This is a genomic window from Sorangium sp. So ce302, from assembly GCF_051530145.1.
Lineage (GTDB): Bacteria > Myxococcota_A > Polyangia > Polyangiales > Polyangiaceae > Sorangium > Sorangium cellulosum_B.
Genome location: NZ_CP150326.1, coordinates 6,327,675 through 6,344,543, shown reverse-complemented (window position 1 = coordinate 6,344,543; position 16,869 = coordinate 6,327,675). Strand labels below are relative to the sequence as shown.

General features: G+C 72.1%; 9 protein-coding genes. 6 read left to right on the top strand and 3 right to left on the bottom strand.

What is annotated here, in order from left to right; translation table 11 throughout:
- Positions 1–214 precede the first annotated feature (214 nt).
- From WME73_RS23875 to WME73_RS23865, 3 genes are all read left to right on the top strand, one after another.
- Entirely contained in the window at positions 215–1,684 is a 1,470-nt protein-coding gene (locus tag WME73_RS23875; protein WP_437917164.1) for a protein kinase domain-containing protein, read from the top strand.
- A gap of 178 nt (positions 1,685–1,862) precedes the next feature.
- Positions 1,863–7,202 carry a hypothetical protein gene (locus tag WME73_RS23870; RefSeq protein ID WP_437917163.1) on the top strand — a complete coding sequence of 1,780 codons (5,340 nt, stop codon included), beginning with the start codon at positions 1,863–1,865 and terminating at the stop codon, positions 7,200–7,202.
- The gene (locus WME73_RS23865) at positions 7,192–8,178 is read left to right on the top strand and encodes a S66 peptidase family protein (protein WP_437917162.1); all 987 of its coding nucleotides are present in this window, start codon (positions 7,192–7,194) and stop codon (positions 8,176–8,178) included. The genes WME73_RS23870 and WME73_RS23865 overlap by 11 nt, the downstream gene beginning before the upstream one ends.
- A gap of 28 nt (positions 8,179–8,206) precedes the next feature.
- Here WME73_RS23865 and WME73_RS23860 read toward each other — a convergent pair whose 3' ends face one another.
- A complete protein-coding gene (locus WME73_RS23860; protein WP_437747683.1) occupies positions 8,207–9,133 on the bottom strand; it encodes a lysophospholipid acyltransferase family protein in 927 nt (308 codons plus the stop codon).
- Positions 9,134–9,232: 99 nt separating this feature from the next.
- On the opposite strand from WME73_RS23860, the gene WME73_RS23855 reads away from it, so the two are divergent.
- From WME73_RS23855 to WME73_RS23845, 3 genes are all read left to right on the top strand, one after another.
- Complete coding sequence (locus WME73_RS23855; RefSeq protein WP_012236892.1) at positions 9,233–10,198, top strand: NAD-dependent epimerase/dehydratase family protein; 966 nt, start codon at positions 9,233–9,235, stop codon at positions 10,196–10,198.
- 8 nt (positions 10,199–10,206) lie between these two features.
- Positions 10,207–10,872 carry a class I SAM-dependent DNA methyltransferase gene (locus tag WME73_RS23850; RefSeq protein WP_437747682.1) on the top strand — a complete coding sequence of 222 codons (666 nt, stop codon included), beginning with the start codon at positions 10,207–10,209 and terminating at the stop codon, positions 10,870–10,872.
- 76 nt (positions 10,873–10,948) lie between these two features.
- On the top strand, positions 10,949–12,250 hold the full coding sequence (locus WME73_RS23845; RefSeq protein WP_437917161.1) for a hypothetical protein: 1,302 nt from the start codon (positions 10,949–10,951) through the stop codon (positions 12,248–12,250).
- A 255-nt stretch (positions 12,251–12,505) separates the two neighbouring features.
- Here the strand turns inward: WME73_RS23845 and WME73_RS23840 are convergent, their stop codons facing one another.
- Positions 12,506–13,537, bottom strand: coding sequence for a hypothetical protein (locus WME73_RS23840; RefSeq protein ID WP_437747680.1), 1,032 nt, complete (start codon positions 13,535–13,537; stop codon positions 12,506–12,508).
- 30 nt (positions 13,538–13,567) lie between these two features.
- Positions 13,568–16,762, bottom strand: coding sequence for a TonB-dependent receptor (locus WME73_RS23835; protein WP_437917160.1), 3,195 nt, complete (start codon positions 16,760–16,762; stop codon positions 13,568–13,570).
- Positions 16,763–16,869 lie beyond the last annotated feature (107 nt).

Sequence of the window (16,869 nt, the reverse complement as noted above, 5' to 3'; positions counted from 1 at the left end):
AGCTGACGGCCAGTTCCCAGCCAGCGCCCCCGGGTCGCCCGGCGAGCCCAGCAGGGCCATGGCGCTGATTTGCCCGCGCTGTCACCACCTCGGTGCCGTCGCGCTGGAGGGGAGGAGCTCGTCCAGCCAGCTTCCGTCTCCCACAGGCGAGCGCGGTTCCCAGGACGGCCAGAGCGCGAGGCTGCCTCGTTGCCCCCACGACGGGCTGGCCCTCGTGAGCCGCGAGGTGCTCGGCGAGGCCGACGGAGATCCGTTCCTGGGGATCACGATCGCGGATCGGTTCGTGATCGTGGGCAAGCTCGGCGCCGGCTCGATGGGCACGGTGTACCGCGCGCGCCAGGAGGCGATGGGCCGCGACGTGGCCATCAAGATACTGCGGTCGGACAGGGCCTTCGACGCGCAGGCGAAGGCGCGCTTCACCCGCGAAGCGCGCGCGATGAGCCTCCTCCGGTCGCCGCACACGGTCACCGTGTTCGATTTCGGCGAGATCGTGGACGACGCGACGGACGCGGCCTTCGGCCGCGGTCGCTCCGCAGAGCAGAGCTCGCCCGTGGAGGGGACGACGTCGAGCAGCGGCTCCCTCTACCTCGCGATGGAGCTGCTCGAGGGCGAGTCGCTCGGTCAGCGGCTCAAGCGCCTGCGGCGGCTGCGCCTGGGCGACGCCGCCCGCTTCGCGCGGCACGCGCTCCTGTCGCTGGCCGAGGCGCACGACAAGGGGATCATCCACAGGGACCTCAAGCCGGACAACCTGTTCCTTGCGAGGCCCCCCGCGGGCGAGCACGAGGAGATCGGCAAGGTGCTCGATTTCGGCATCGCGAAGGTGATGACCGGGACAGAGCGGCCGGTCGACGCCCTCGAGACCCAGGCAGGCACCGTCTTCGGGACGCCGCGGTACATGTCGCCGGAACAGGCGCAGGGCAGGCCGCTCGACGCGCGGAGCGACCTCTACTCGCTCGGCGTCCTGCTCTACCAGATGCTGGTCGGGAGGCCGCCGTTCATCGACGACGATGCGGTCGTCGTGATGGCGAGGCACATCAAGTCGTCGCCCGTGCCGGCGAGCGAGGCCGCGCCGGACGCCAGGATACCGCCGTCGCTCTCGCATCTCCTGCAGCGCGCCCTGGCCAAGCGGCCCGAGGATCGGCCGCGGAGCGCCCAGGAGTTCATCGCCGAGCTCGATCGTGCGATGGACGAGGCCAGGCCGAGCCTCGACCGCGAGCGCCTCGGCCCGGCTCAGCCCGCCGAGGCCGGCGCCACGAGCGAGCTGCTCGCGGTCGTAGGCGACGGCGAAGGCGCCGCGCAGGCGCCGAGCACGCTGCGTCCCGCGCCACGGAGGCGCACCTCGCGCGTGGCCGTCGGCGCCGGCGCCCTGACCCTGATCGTGATGGCGCTCGCCGTGCGCGAGCTCCGCCGGCCTGCGGACGGCAGCGCGCGCAGCCTTCAGAAAGGTGTAGCGCTGGAAGCGAGGGCACTCGCGAGCGCGATCTCGCGCGCCGACCCGCCGCCCGCCGCCGCGCCGACGGCGCCGGCGCTGCCGCCTGCCGCGCCGACGGCGCCGGCGCTGCCGCCCGCCGCGCCGCCCGCGGGGGCCGCCAGCGCGGCGCCCGCGCCCACGGGCGTACCCTCGGCGTCGACACCGAGGCGAAAGCCAGCGCAGCCGCGCAAGCCGTATGTGAAATTCGACTGATGACGGCACGCGCGCGGGACCGCTGCGCAAGGCCGACGTGGGCCCCCGAAGGCCCGCTCTTCCATGGAGTCCCGTCGCGCGAGAGACAGCGGCGTCCAATCGCGAAGGACGCCGAGAGTCGCTGTACGAGCCGGAGGCTAACGTGTAACTTCGCCGCGCACCGATGGATCCCCGGGAGATGGAAACGCTCGTCCAGCGGCTCGTCACGAATCCGCATGACGGGGAAGCCCTGGCGTATGCTCACCGAGCCGGGGAGCAGGACCCGCGCTCGTACGCCATGCTGCTCGAGCGCGTCGGCAGCTCCACCGCAGATCCATCGTACGCGGCGCACTGGCTGAGCGAGGCCGCGAACGTGTGGTCGACCACCATCGGCGACGCGCACCACGCCGCGCGGACGCTCATGATCGCCATCGACAAGGATCCGACGCAGCGGACCGCGGCGGAGCGGCTGGCGCAGCTCTACCGCGACAAGGGCGATCAGAAGGCGCTCGTCGCGCTCCTCGAGCGGCTCGTCAAGGCGCTCACGCCGCTGCTCTTCGAGCGGCCCGAGGTGCGCGCGCAGGTCTCGACCCTGCACGAGGAGCTCGGCCGGCTGTGGAGCGAGCCGCCGCTCTCGCGGCCGGAGCGCGCCCTCGAGAACTGGCGCCGCCTCGCGGAGCTCGATCCGCACAACGTCTACGCCATCTACGCCGCCCGCGAGATGCTGAAGGCCCAGCAGCAGTACGCCGAGGCGATCCCGTACTTCGCGATGGAGCAGGCGCTCGTCGACGACCCGGATCGGCGGCTCGCCCTGCTGCGCGACGAGGCCGACATCCGGCGCCGCGCCGGCGATCTCGCGGGCTCCACCGTGGCGCTGCGGAACGCGCGCGCGTTCGTGCCGCACGACATGGGGCTCATCCAGGCGCTCGGCGTCGCCATCGTCGACCGCATCGAGGCGGGCGAGCCGGTGCCGCAGCCAGAGCGCGACGAGGCCGCGGAGCTCTTCGTGGCGCTCGCGGAGACGTACGACGGGGAATACGGCTACTCGTACTCGGTCTACGCCCTCCGCGCGGCGCCGGGGCACGATCGCGCGATGCAGCTCGCCGACCATTACGGGAAGCAGCTGGGCCGCATCGCGGAGCTCCGCCCGCGCTACCTCGCCTACCTCCAGGTCAACCCGAACGGGTTCATGGCCCCCGAGGCGCGCAAGCGGGCGTCCGTGCCGCCCCCCCCGCGGCTGCCGTCGGTGCCGCCGCCGCCCATGGGTGTGGCTGCCGCGCCTGCGCACCGGTCGTCGGTGCCGCCCAGCGCGGGAGCCGTCCTTGCGCATGCGTCCGTGCCACCCTCGGGCGTCCTCTCGTCGCCGGCTGCCGCTGGGCTGGTCGAGCCGGGGGTGGCCGCGTTCGCGCCGGCGTCTTCGTTCGCTCCCGCGCCGGGGTCGACGGCGCCGGACACGCTGGCTTCGCCCGCGGATGCCGTGGCGCCGGCCTCCGGGGGGGCGTACGGCCTGGCCGGCGCCGCGCCGGCGCCTGATGCCTTCGGCGGCTCGGCTCCCTCGGAGGCGCTGCAGCCGCCGAGGGAGGAGCCGGCCGAGCTCCGCAAGCCGCTGACGCTCGCCAAGCTCCGCGAGGTGCTCAAGGGCGAGCCGGCCAACCCGGACGTGCTCGCGCAGGTCGAGGAGCAGCTGCGCCAAAAGCGGATGTTCGTCGAGCTGCGGGACGTCCTGCTCGCGGCGGCGCGCGTCCCCGAGGCGCCCATCGAGCGCAGGAAGGCGCAGCTGCGCGACGTCGCCGGGCTTTGCGAGGCGCAGCTGCGCGACGTCGACTCGGCGGTCCAGGCCTGGAAGCTGCTCTCCGAGCTCGATCCCGGCGACGCGCAGGCGCAGGCCGAGCTAAGGCGGCTGCTCGAGCGGAGCTCGCGGTGGGACGACCTCGCCGCGCTGCTCGAGCACGACGCCGCGGCGACGCCCGACGTCGCGCAGAGGGTCGAGATCGAGAAGGCGCTCGTCGCGCTCCATGAGCAAAAGCGCCGCGACCCCATCGCGGCCGCGGAGGCGTGGGTGCGGATCGCGGGCCTCATGCCTGACGACGGCGCGGCGCTCCTGTCCGCCGTCAAGCTCTTCGAGCGCGGCGAGCGCTTCGATCTCGCTGCGCGGGTCCTCTCCGACGCGACCTCCTGGTTCCAGGGGAAGCTGAACCACGGACCGCTCCTTCAGAAGCTCGGCGAGCTCCGGATGCGGCTCGATGAGCCGGGCGCCGCCGGCGACGCCTACGGCCAGGCCGCCGAGCTGCTGCGCCAACCGAGGCTGTGGGAGCTCGCGCAGAAGGCCTACGTCGCGGCGGGGCGGCTCGCCGAGGCGGCGAGGGCGCTCTGCGAGCGCGCGCTGCTCGCGGACCGCAAGGCGCGCCCGGCGCTCCTCGTCCAGGCCGCCGAGCTGCTCCTCAGCGCCGGGGACGTCGACGGCGCGCTCGACCGCGTCGAGCGCGCCATCGAGATCGATCCGGCGACCGACGCCGCCCCCGCGATCGAGGATCTCTACCGGCGCGCCCATCGGTGGCCCGAGCTCGTGCGGTTCCTCCTGAGCCGGGCCGAGGTGCTCGGCGACAGGGCGGAGCGCGTCGCGGCGCGGCGGGCCGCGGCGGCCCTGCAACGCGAGCTCGGCGATCGCGACGGGGAGCGCGCGACGCTCACGCTCCTGCTCGCCGACGGCGATGACGCCGAGGCCATCGAGCGGCTGGCCCAGGACGCAGGCGAGCGTGGCGATCACCAGCAGGGCGCGGAGCTCCTCCGCAAGCTCGGCGATCTGACGGACAGCGAGCCCGGCAAGATCTCGCTCGCCCTGCGCGAGGCGCGCATGCTCGCGGAGGGCCCCGGCGACCTCGAGGCCGCGATCGCGCGCTACGAGGCGGTCGTGGCGACGCTCGATCCGCAGAACCGGATCGCGCTGCAGGGGATCGCCGATCTGGAGGAGCGGCGCGGCAACCCGAGGGGCGTCGCGGGCGCGCTCGAGCGTGAGCTCGTGCTCGTGTACGGCCACGACCAGGTCGACATCGCGCAGCGGCTCGCGGCGCTGTACGAGGGCCCGCTCGACGATCCGCGCGGCGCCGTCCGGGCGCTCGAGATCGTTCACGCCGTCGAGCCGGACGACCTCGACGCGGTCGCCCGGCTCCTGCGGCTCGCCGAGCGGCTGAACGACTGGCCGAAGGTCGCGCGCCTGATGGCGATCCTGATCGAGGTGGAGGGCGACGACGACGAGGCGTCGCAGATGACCCGGCGCCTCGCCGAGATCCTCGACCAGCAGCTGGGCAAGAGCGATGAGGCGCTGGCGCTCCTGGAGCGGCTCGCCGATCAGGGCGACGAGCCGTGCCGAGAGGCGTACGTCGCGCTCGGCGATCGGCACGGGTGGAAGGGGATCGTCGCGACCAAGCTGGTCGCCTGGAACGAGTCGATCGCGCGCGCGGGGCGCGAGGTCGCCCTGCGCGGGGCCTTCGAGCGTTTCGTGGAGGTCGGTCGCCAGAAGGACGCCGCGCGCGTGGCGATGGAGCTCGCGCGCTCCCGCACCGCCGACGCCGGCCTCGCGGAGAAGCTCGAGGCGATCGCGGTGGAGCTCCAGGATCGCGAGGCCCTCGCCGTCGCGCACGAGCTCCTCGCGAGGGATCTCTCGGGCGCGGCCCGGGCGGCCGAGCTCGTGCGGCAGGCCGAGGTCCGGGTCTCCGTGGGCGCCGATCCGCTGGAGTCGATCCACCACGGCGAGGGCGCGCTCGCGAGCGTGCCGACCGCCGAGGTCGAGCCGCTGCTCCAGCGGCTCGCGGCGCTGGCCGAGGCGCCGGGCCTCATCATCGATCTCTTCGAGCGCCAGGTCAGCCGGTGCCGCACGCCGGCCGATCGCCTCGCGGCGCTCGTCCGCGCCGCCCAGATCGCCTGCGAGCGTGGCGCCATCGACCGGGCGAGGAGCTTCTTCGAGCTGGCCCTCGGCGGCGGCGTCCAGGAGGAGACGATCGCCACGCTCGAGCAGGTGGCGCGGGACGACGACGAGCGGTCGCGGTCGACGGCGCTGCGCACGGTCCTCGCCGAGGCGCTCGCGGCCGGCGGCCAGGGCTCGCGCGACGGCGGCCGCACCCGGGCGGCGCTCCTGCGGCGCGCGGCCACGATCGCCTACCAGGATCTCGGCGACGTTGACCGCGCCTTCGGCTGGCTGGGCGGCGCCGTGCTCACGCAGGTCGACGACGCTTCGCTCGACGCGCTCGAGGCCCTCGGGCGCGAGGTGGGCGACCTGCCCCGCGTCGGCGCGACGCTGGACCGCGCGCTGGACGAGGTCTTTGACGGCCCGCTCGTGCGCAAGCTCCTGCAGCGTCGCGCCAGGCTGCGGCGCGACGTGCTCGGCGACCGGCAGGGCGCCGCGGCGGATCTGAAGAAGCTTCACGATCTGTCGCCCTCGGATCAGGACGTGGTGAACGACCTGTCGGGTCTCCTGCTGGAGCTCGGCGATCACCGCGGCATGATCCAGCTCTACGAGGACCAGATCCTCCGCGGCCGCGATCCGGCGCAGCGGGCGGAGCTCGCGCGCAAGGTGGCGCGCCTCTGGGAGGAGGAGCTCGGCGAAGCGCGCGAGGCGGCGGACGCCTGGCGCCGCGTCCTCCGCATGAAGGCGGGGGATCCGGACGCGACCGCGGGCCTCGAGCGGGCCAAGACCGGCAAGCTCAAGCGCACCCCGCCGCCTCCTTCGCTGCCGACGCGCGCGCCGGGCCCGCCGCTGACCGAGCCGCCGCTCGCGCCCCGGGCGCCGGCGCTCGAGACGCTCGGCCTCGAGGCCGGCGCGGTGGCGGCGGTGAGCAACGGCTACGCGGGCTTCGAGGCGCACGAGGGCGTCGAGGCGCAGCCGGCCGCGGAGGCGCAGCCGGTTGCGGAGGCGCAGCCGGTTGCGGAGGCGCAGCCGGTTGAGGCGTACCCGGCTGTGGAGGCGCAGCCGGTTGAGGCGTACCCGGCGGCGGAGGCGTACCCGGCGGCGGAGGTGTACCCGGCTGTGGAGGCGTACCCGGCTGTGGAGGCGTACCCGGCGGCGGAGGCGCTGTCGGCTCCCCAGGCGCAGCCGGCGGACGCCGCCGCCTCGCAAGCGCTGCCGGTCGAGCCGGAGCAGCAGGTCTGGGCCTACGGCGTCGCTGCGCACGCCGACGCGGCCGACGCGGGCAGCGGCGCTGCCGATGTCGATGTGGTTCTGCGCGAGGGGCAGAGGCTCCCTCTGGATAGCGCCACCCAGGTCATCCACGTTGCTCCGGCTGCGTATTCCGATGCGCCAGCCGCTCCCGCGCAGTGGTCGGAGTTCGACGCTCACGCAGGGCCGCGGACGCTCGGCGACATCGACAACGGCGAGGCCCATCGAGCGCACGATGAGGCGCCCCTCTCGGCCCCTGCGCTGCCCGTCGCGCCCGCCGCCCCCATGGCGCCTGTCGTGCCGCCCTTACCTGGCTCCGACGCGATCGACGTCGACACGGATGCGGAAGACGTGGAGTTGATCGACGACGACCCAGGTGCTCGCTAGCTCTCCCCCGCCGATCCTGCCCCCGGCGCTACGGCCGGGCGATACCGTCGCGGTGATCGCCCCTTCCAGCCCGTTCGAGCACGTCCTCGCGCGTGTCGGCATCGGCTGGCTCGCCCAGCGCTACCGCGTCCTCTTCGACGCGGGCGAGGGGCCTCCGTTCGACGGCGACGGCCGGCGAGGCGGGCCGCCATCGCTGTCGGCGCCCTCCCATCACGGGCTGTTCGCGCGGGCCGGGTACCTGGCCGGCAGCGACGCCCGGCGCAGCGACGAGCTCGCCCGCGCGCTCTCGCACCCCGACGTCAGGGCCATCTTCGCGGCCCGCGGCGGCTACGGCGCGAACCGGTTCGTCCACCGGCTCGACTGGAGCGCCCTCGCAGCGCACCCCCGCTGGATCGTCGGCTTCTCCGACGTCACGGCCCTCCACGTCGAGGCAGCGCGCGCGGGCGTGGCGTCGCTTCATGGCGTCCATGTCACCGCGCTCGGGCGCGGCGACGCCCGCGCCCGCGCCGCGCTGATCCGCGCCCTCGAAGATCCGCTGGGTGAGCGCCGCTTCGATGGCCTCACCACGCTGCGCGCCGGCGTGGCCGAGGGGCCGCTCTTCGGCGGCAATCTGGCCCTGCTCCACGCCTGCGCCGCCGCGGGGCGGCTCCGGGTCCCGGAGGGGTGCATCCTCCTGCTCGAGGACGTCACCGAGCGGCCCTACCGCATCGATCGCATGCTCGCGACGCTGGAGGTCGGCGGCCACCTCGCCCCGGCCGCGGCGGTGGTCCTCGGCGACTTCGATCAGTGCGCCCCAGGCCCCGACCGCATCACGGTGGACGAGGTCCTCCGCGACAGGCTGCTCCCGCTGGGCATCCCCGTCGTCGCCGGGCTGCCGATCGGCCACGGCCATCGCAACGAGCCGGCCATCCTCGGCGGCCACGCGCGCGTCCTCGCTCACGGCCCCGACGCCGCGGTCACGCTGGCGGGCGCCTGAGCGCCCGCGCGGTCACGCGGTCACGCGATCACCAGAAGACGCTCTTCCGCTCCTTCAGGCCGCGGTTCAGCATCGACTGGATCCGACCCTTCACGAGCGCCACCTTCTCCTGGATCACCGCGTCGTCGTCGTCGGGGTCGCCGTGGAACGTCATCGGCTCGCCGAAGTAGATCCGGTATCGGGTCGGCAGCGGCAGCTGGCCGCCGGGGAGCAGGAGCTGTGGGATGATCGGGAACGTCGGCATGCCGAGCGCCTTCGAGACCGACTCGAGGTTGCCGAGCGAGATGTACTGTTCCTCGCCCCCGATGACCGCGATGGGCACGATCGGCGTGTCGGTCTCGAGCGCGAGCCGCATGAACCCGAGCCCGAAGTCGAGCAGCTGATAGCGGCTGGAGAACCCCTTCGAGATCCCCTTCGTCCCCTCCGGGAACACCAGGATCGCCGCGCCCATGTCGAGCAGCCTGCGCGCGTTCTCGGGGACGCCGACCACCTGGCCCACGCGCGAGAAGAAGGTGGCCACGAACGGCAGCGTCTGCGTCCACTTCTCGACCATGCTCCGCATCACGCGCGGCGGCTCCGCGTCCAGGAACAGCGAGGCCGCGATGAGCATGCCGTCGAACGGGAGCTGCCCCGAGTGGTTCGCGATGAGGAGCACACGGCCGGTCGGGACACGCTCGATGCCGAACACCTCGGTCCGGAAATAGAAGCGATGAAAGAACGCGGCGACCCCGACCGCGTACTTCGCCCACTCCCGGTCGAGCCCGAACGGGTCGACCCCGTCCGCCGCGTGAGGCAGCGCGACCCGGCGCAGACGGTCCTCGAAATCCTGACCGAGCAGCCGGATTGTCGCGTCGTCGATCGTGCCGCGCAGGCTGTCGACCCCGACGCGCGCGAGCGGCAGCGCGCTGTGCGTGACGAAGTGGCTCAGCCTGGCGAGCGTCGTTCTGCTGGCCATGGGCGGCGGACGATAGCAAAACTCGCGTGGGCCTGCACCGGCACGAAGGGCTTGACCATCGGCCTCCTCGAAGCGACCGTCGCTCCGATGAGCGAACGAATGCTCGGTCGAGGCCGCCGTCCCGCCGCGGACACCGATCCGTCCCTCCGGTCGATCCTCATCACCGGCATCTGTGGTCGCCTCGGGCGGCGCCTGGCGCGGCGCCTCCACCGCGAGCGGCGCGTGATCGGCGTCGACCGGCGCAGCTTCGAGGGGCGCCCCAAGGACATCGAGCATCACCAGATCGACATCCGCCGCAAGAAGACCCAGGACATCTTCCGCCAGGAGCAGCTCGCCGCGGTGGTCCACCTCGGGGTCATGCACGATCCGCGGGTGAGCCAGATGGAGCACCACAGCTGGAACCTCGCTGGGTTCCAGCGGCTGCTCGAGTTCGTCGCGCAGTACGACGTGCCCAAGCTCATCGTGCTGTCGAGCGCGAACGCCTACGGGCCGCGCCCCGACAACCCGCAGTTCATCACCGAGGACGCCCCGCTGCTCGGCGGCGCGTCGTTCAGCGAGATCCGCGACCTCATCGAGGTCGACATGCTGGCGCAATCGTTCTTCTGGAAGCACCCCCAGACCGAGACGGTCATCCTCAGGCCGGTCCACATCCTCGGCTCCGTGCGGAACGCGCCGTCGAACTACCTCCGGCTCAACGTGATCCCGACCCTCCTCGGCTTCGACCCGATGGTGCAGGTCATTCACCAGGACGACGTGGTCTCCGCGATCCTCGCGGCGCTCCGCCCCGGCGTGCGCGGGATCTTCAACCTCGCCGGGCCCGCGCCGCTGCCGCTCTCGCGCGTCATCGAGATGACCGGCCGGGCGCGCGCGGCGATCCCCCACTTCGTCATGCAGACGATCATCCCGCGGCTCTGGCGGTTCAGGGCGACCTCGTTCCCGGCCCCCGAGCTCGATCACATCCGCTACGTGTGCATGGTCGACGATCGGCGGGCGCGCGACATCCTCGGCTACACGCACGAGCACGACATCCAGGAGACCGTCCAGGCGGTCGACGACATCACCTGAAAGGCGTCATGAAGCGAGCGACCCGGATCGAGCGGCTCGTCGACTACTACGAGGACTTCGCGCCCGACTACGTCTCCACCTGGAAAGACATCCAGCACTACGAGAAGCCCGTGCGCGCGTTCCTGCGCGAGGTGGTCGCCGACGGCGCCCGCGTGCTCGACGCGGGCTGTGGCCCGGGCCATCTCACGCGCGATCTCCCGCCGTCCGTCGAGGTCGTGGGCTTCGACATCGCCGAGGGAATGCTCGAGATCGCGCGCGAGAAGCGGCCCCACGGCGCCTATCACCGGCACGACTACCACCTCCCGATCCCCCGCTCCTGGGGGCGGTTCGACGTCGCCCTCGCGCTCGGCACCCTCGAGTTCTGCGACGATCTCTCGCTCGTGCTCAAGAACCTGGCCGGCGCGATGCGCCCCGGCGGCCGCCTGCTGGTGAGCATCGTCGAGCGGAGGCCGAACGTCCGGCTCCACGAGCGCCACGCGCGCCCGCTCTCCGACGCCGAGCTGACCGGCGTGAAGATGTATCTTTACACCTTCGCCGAGCAGACGGACGCCATCCTGGGTTCTGGCCTGCTCCCGCGCAGCTACCGGCTCCACCCCGGCTGGCGACACACGGAGTACGACGTCGACGTGCTCTACGCGCTCTGGGACCTCGAGGTCTCACGCGGCGGCCGGTGATCACCCTGGACAGCGCGGCGAGCCTTTCCGCGCCGCGCTGTCCAGGGTATCTCGTGGAGAGGAGAGCCACGGTTCGATGGAAGTGAAGCTCGGCGGCACCTTCCTGACCTGCGCGATGGGGCCGCTGCACCACGCCGGCGCGTGCATGCAGGCGAGCCGGGTGCCGGAGGGGCTCCGCGAGCTGACGCCGGAGGGGCTCCTCGGAGGCTTCCAGCGCGGCGTCGATCAAGCCGCGAAGCTCGCGGGCGTGCGCCGGGAGGACGTCGAGCGCCTCCTCCCGATGGCCGACGTGCGCGAGGCCATCGAGCGGCTCGGCGACAGCCAGTCCGAGGCACTCCTCGCCTGGGATGTCTACGCCGGGCGCATCGGCGGGCTGCTCGAGGGCGTCGCCGAGGTGACCGACCACGGTCGGGCCCCCGACGCCGGCATGTGGCTCGAGCGGCTGGCGAACAAGGTCCGGCGCGATCGCCCCTTCGCGGAGCCGCTCCAGGTGCTCGCCGAGGACATCGCGCAATGGCAGGTGATGATCGGCCGCTGCCGCAAGCTGCTCGACGAGAGCGGCGGCGGCGCGCTCGCCAGGGCGTATCGCCGGCGGAGGCTCCGCAGGATCGCGTCGATCGTGGTGTCGGCGCTCGTGATCGTCGCGGCGCTGTCGGTGATCGTGCGGCTCCGCGCCGCCCGCGCGCGCGTCGATGCGGTCCTGGGGCGCCCGGAGGTGTGCGCGGTCCGCGACATCGCGGAGGACGATCTCGGCCGCGCGGCGAGCGAGCAGCAGCGGCGCGTGGCCGCGCGGCTCGAGCAGTGCGCCGCGGTGGAGGCCCGCGAGGCGCGCGAGCGTGAGGAGCGGCTGCGCGCCGAGGAGAGGGCCCGCGAGGAGCAGCGGCTGCGCGCGGAGCGCGACGAGAAGTGCGCCGCGCTCGCCGTGCGGTTCAAGGCGGGGGCGTTCTCGGACGACGACGGCAAGATCGCCGGCGTGGAGAAGGATCTGCTCCGGCGGATCGCGGGGCGGAGGCTCCTCGCCACCGACGTCGGACCGGCCGGTCCCGCGCTGCCGTGCGAGGGCGCGCGCGGCGGCGACGAGCTGCGCGCCGCCTTCGTGGACGCCCTGGTCGCGTCGGTCTGGACGTGGGCGCCGGCCGCCGATCCCGGCCCGAAGCTCGGCGATTTGCTCGTGGCGCGGCGCGCGGAGCTGCCCCCCCGCGCGCAGACGATGCTCGCGGTCCGGACCGGATACGAGTCCAAGCGGGCCATCGTATCGGGCGATCCGGCGGCGCTCGAGCGGGCGTCGCGCCTGTGCGCGCTCACGGCGAAGCTCGAGATCGCGAGCGGGGCCGGCTGCGCGGCGCTGGCGAGGCTGGCCGTCAAACCCGCGCCGTGAGCCGGCGGTCCGAGGGATCGCGACGTGAGCTGCGCTCACCTCGGGGCCGCCGGTCGAGCGCGTCGTCGCGGACGCTCATCACCTCTCGCTCAACCATCGACCATCGCCGGCGCTGCGCGGGGAACAGGGGCTCTTCGAGCCCGCCGCCTTCGGACGACCAGGGGTGCGTCTGGGCGATGACGTTTTACGGGAGGTGAGGGGAGAGGGGCCGGAGGAGCGCGGGCGGGACGATGGGCGCCCCGCCCGACAGGTTGCCTATTTCAGGGCGGGGATGGAGTCCGCGTCGAGCACGCACAGGCCCGCGCCGGCGTCGCACTTCACCTTGAGCTCCGGGGAGATGCGAGGATTCACGCAGAGGGCATCATCGCCCTTGTCGGTGGGGATCGGAGCGCCCCCGGGCTCGGGATTCGGGGCGTAGACCCGACAATCGATGGCGGGCCAAACTCCGACGACCTTGTACGTCGCCGAGCAGCTCTCCTCCGAGTAGGTGACTTCTGCCTCGAATTGATTGCCGAGGTTGGCGGCCGTCACGTACACGCGCATGTTGCGCCACTCGAGCTTGTGCGATCCCGGCGCCACCGGCGGTACGCCGCCTTCCCCACCGCCGCCCTCGCCCGCACCGCCGTCGCCGGCACCACCGGCTCCGCCAGCGCCGCCTTCCCCGGCGCCACCGGCACCGCCGGCGCCGCCTTCTCCGGCACCACCGGCTCCGCCTTCCCCGGCGCCACCGGCTCCGCCAGCGCCGCCTTCCCCGGCGCCACCGGCTCCGCCAGCGCCGCCTTCCCCGGCGCCACCGGCACCGCCGGCGCCGCCTTCCCCGGCGCCGCCCTCGCCGCCGGCGCCGCCCTCGCCGCCGGGCAGCAACACCACCTCGGCGGGATCGAACGTCGGCACCGTGCAGATCTCGTTGTCATCCGGTTCGCGCGCCGCGAAAGCACCGATCGCGAACGGGTTCAGATCCGGATTCGGGTCGATCGCGGCGCCGCCGCGGTACCAAGTGCCGAATTCCAGGGTCTGGATCGCGACGAGCTTCTCGCTGTCGGGGAGCTTGTCGTCATTCTCGTCCGGATTGTACACCTGCATCCCGACCAGCTCGACAGTCCCGTCCTTCCGAGCACACGGGCCCTCGGCATCCCCGTCGATCCGGGTGAACTTCGTTGCGAACGCGGATCCGAGGGCGCCGCCGACCGTGCACTCGGGCTTGGGCTGCGAGCAGCCCGGAGACATCGCCGCGAGCGGTGAGAGCGCCGCGAGCCCTGCCATCCAAACAAGCCATCGCTTCTTCATCGCTTGCATCCTTTCCCGCGCGCGACGCGCCTAGAACGTCACCCGCGCGCCGAACCGGAACTGCCGCGGTGTCTGGAACTGCGTCGGCTCACCGTAGTTCGGGTTCACGGCCTTGGGATCGAGCGGCTCGCCGGTGTTGTGGTCCTTCACGCATGTCGGGCCGCTGCTCGGATTCAGATCTTCCTTCGTTCCACCGACGCAGGGGTCGACGTACGCGGTCGTGTAGCGCTGGTCCACCTGGACGGTCTCCTGGAAGTTGAAGATGTTGAAGACATCCATGGTGACGGTGAGCTCGCTGTCCTTCGCGAGCTTGACCGAATAGCCGATGTGACCGTCGATGTTGTGGATCCAGGGGAGGCGGCCGCCCTCGCCTCGAGGCAGGATGAACGTCTCGTCGGAGCCATACAGGTAGTGCGCTCCCCAGTAGTCGATGGGGGCGCCTGAGCGGGACCTGTACGTGAGGCCGAGGTCGAGGACCATGCCCTTCGGGAGCTCGATCGCCTTCGCGCCGTAGACCTTGATCTCGTGCGTGTTGTCGCCGGGCAGGGCCCCATCGCGGTTGACGAGGAGCGACGCCAGATCGAACTCCGTGTTCATGTTCGGATCGAGCTGGTCGGTCTCGGGCTTGAAGAGGCCCGGGTAGTTGCCTCGCAGGTACGACAGCGTATAGCTCACCTGGGCGAGCCACAGGTCGGAGAAGATCTTGTTGAAATACAGGGTCAGCGCGTCGTAATCGCGCCTCGCCTCCGTGAAGTCCTTGGCCATCCCCTTCCCGGGGTTGCCGATGAAGTAGGTGTTCGCCTCGTCCCGGCTCATGTCCTCGATGACGTTGTTCATCCAGCGCTTCGTGTACAGCGCGCCGACACGCCCGTTCGGGATGACCTCGTACTCGCCGCCGATCACGATCTCGTCGGACGACTGCGGCTCGAGGTCCGGATCCACCGGGGCCTTGCCGCCGCCGAACGTGAACCAGTTCTTGTTCGGGTCGTGGTTGAAGGCCCCTGGGGCGCCGAAGGCCTCGTCGTACGGAACCCGGCTGTCGTCGTTCCGGCACTGCCCTTCGCCATAACCCGTCGCGTCCTCGGGGTTCCCAGGGTTACAGCCGCTGGCGCCGCCCCGGTGGTAGGAGCGGGTGTACCGCTCGTCGCCGAACGTGCGATCCATGATGTCGAGGGGGACGCTCTCGTAATACCGCGCGTAGTTCGCGAACACCTTCGACCGGCCCTCCTGCGTGATGTCGTAAACGACGCCCACGCGCGGAGACCACTGGTTCGCGAGCGCCAGCCCGAGCTTGCCGTCGCTCGCGTACAGGTACTGCGCGTCGTAGCGCACGCCGATGTTCAACGTCACCCGGTCGAGGATGCTCCAGCTGTCCTGCGCGAAGGCGCCGATCGTCGCGCCGAGCGACGACACCGTGAGCTTGTCCTGGATCACATCGTTCCTGGCGCCCGGGCCGGTCGCCAGGCCGTCCGGGCCGGTCAGGAAGCCGAGCTGTCGCTCGTCATGGGAGGCATCCCAGTCTCCCTCCTCCACGTAGGTGGTGCCGCCCGCGTACGCCTTGATGTGCTTGTACGTCGTGATCTCGCCGTCGATGCCGGCCTTGACCACGTGGTGCCCGAGCCCCTCGAAGATGCTCGTCACCATCGCCTTCAGCTGGAAGCGGTTGAGCGAGGCGTCGTCGATGAAGTCGGGGCCGCCTTGCCAGTACTGGCGCACCGCGCAGGGCACCGCGGCGACCTCGCCGGTCTCCGTTTCCAGCGGCTCGCACATGGCCCGGGCTTCGGGGGAGAGCGTCTCGAAATCGTAGATCGAGTACGGGTTCGGGGAGTACCGCTGCCAGACCATGAGGGGCACGCCCGCCAGGCCCTCGTGCGTCCCGAGCTCCGAGCCGTCCGGGGGCAGCCGCGCGTTCCGCTGGCCGTGCCAGCCGAGCGTCGCGTCGAGGAGCAGGGTCTTGTTCTTGAACGCAGACGACCACTTCAGCGCGACGTCGGTGGACGACGCCACGTACTCGTGCGCCATCGCGCCGTACTCGCCGATGATGTTGGAGAGCTCGGTCACGCCCTGCTGCGGGTCGAACCCGAACGTGCCGTTGCCGCCCGAGGTGGAGGGCGAGCCGTAGACGGAGAGCGCCACGCTGTGGTCCGGATCGATCTGGTAGGTCAGCTTCCCGAGGTACTGCAGCGTCTGCTCCTCGACGCGGTAGAAGCGCTGCGTTCCCGGCAGCCGGTCGACGACGTTGAGCCCGGTCGCGCGATCCGTCACCGGCTCGAACGTGGTGGGGTCGTAGCGCGTGGCGAACAGGTTGCGCTCCATCGAGTTGCTCTTGAACGCGAGATCGGCGCCCGCGTAGAACCAGAGCTTGTCCTTCAGGATGGGGCCGCCGACCTCGAACCCGTAGTCGCGGATGGACGACAGGGCCTCGTCCGTCTGGATGGTCTCGCCCTGGCGACGGACCGCCTTGGGCGCGCCCTCGAGAACGCCGGGCGTGATGTTGAAGAAGACCGAGCCCTGGAACGCGTTGCCGCCGCTCTTCGTGACGACATCGAGGACACCCCCGGTCGCGCGGCCGAACTCGGGCATGTACCCGCCGGCCACCACGTTGACCTCCTTGATGAACTCCATGGTGAGCGGCGTGCCGACGATCCCGTAGGCCGGGTCGTTCACCGACAGGCCGTCGATCACGTACTGGTTCTCGGGGGAGGAGGTACCGGCGATGGACGTGCCGAACTCGTCGGCCTGCGCCCCGGGCGTGGTCGCGGCGACCGACTCGAAGGAGCGGGTCGTGGCGCCCTTCCCCGTGGGGGGCGAGACGGCGATGCGCCGGGTGAAGTCCTGGGTGATGCTCTGGCTCACGCTGCTCGAGCCGACGTCGACCGTCGGCGCGCGGCCGACGACGACGATCTCCGCCGCCTTGAGCGCCTCCGGGAGCAGCTCGACGTTGACGCGGATGGTCGTCGCGGCGCGGACCGCGATCCCGCCGCGCGCGTACGGCTTGAACGCGTCCTTTTCGAAGCGCAGTGTGTAGTCGCCCGGCGGCAGGTTCGGGATACGGTACTGGCCAGTGCCGTCCGTGACGACCAGCTGCTCCCCTTGCAGCGCTGGCGATGTCGCCGTCACGACCACATCGGCGGCCGGCGCCCTGTTCGACGCGTCGACTACCCGCCCGAGGAGCACGCCGCTGCCCGTCTGCGCGAACGCAGGGTACGCGGTCAACAAAGTCATCGCGAGCAGCAGCAACGCCGCCCACGGCCCCAACGGCGCACGTGTGCGCCCTCCGTGTTCCAGCCTCTTTTCGAGAAACTTCACGGAATTCCCTCCAGAAGTGTATG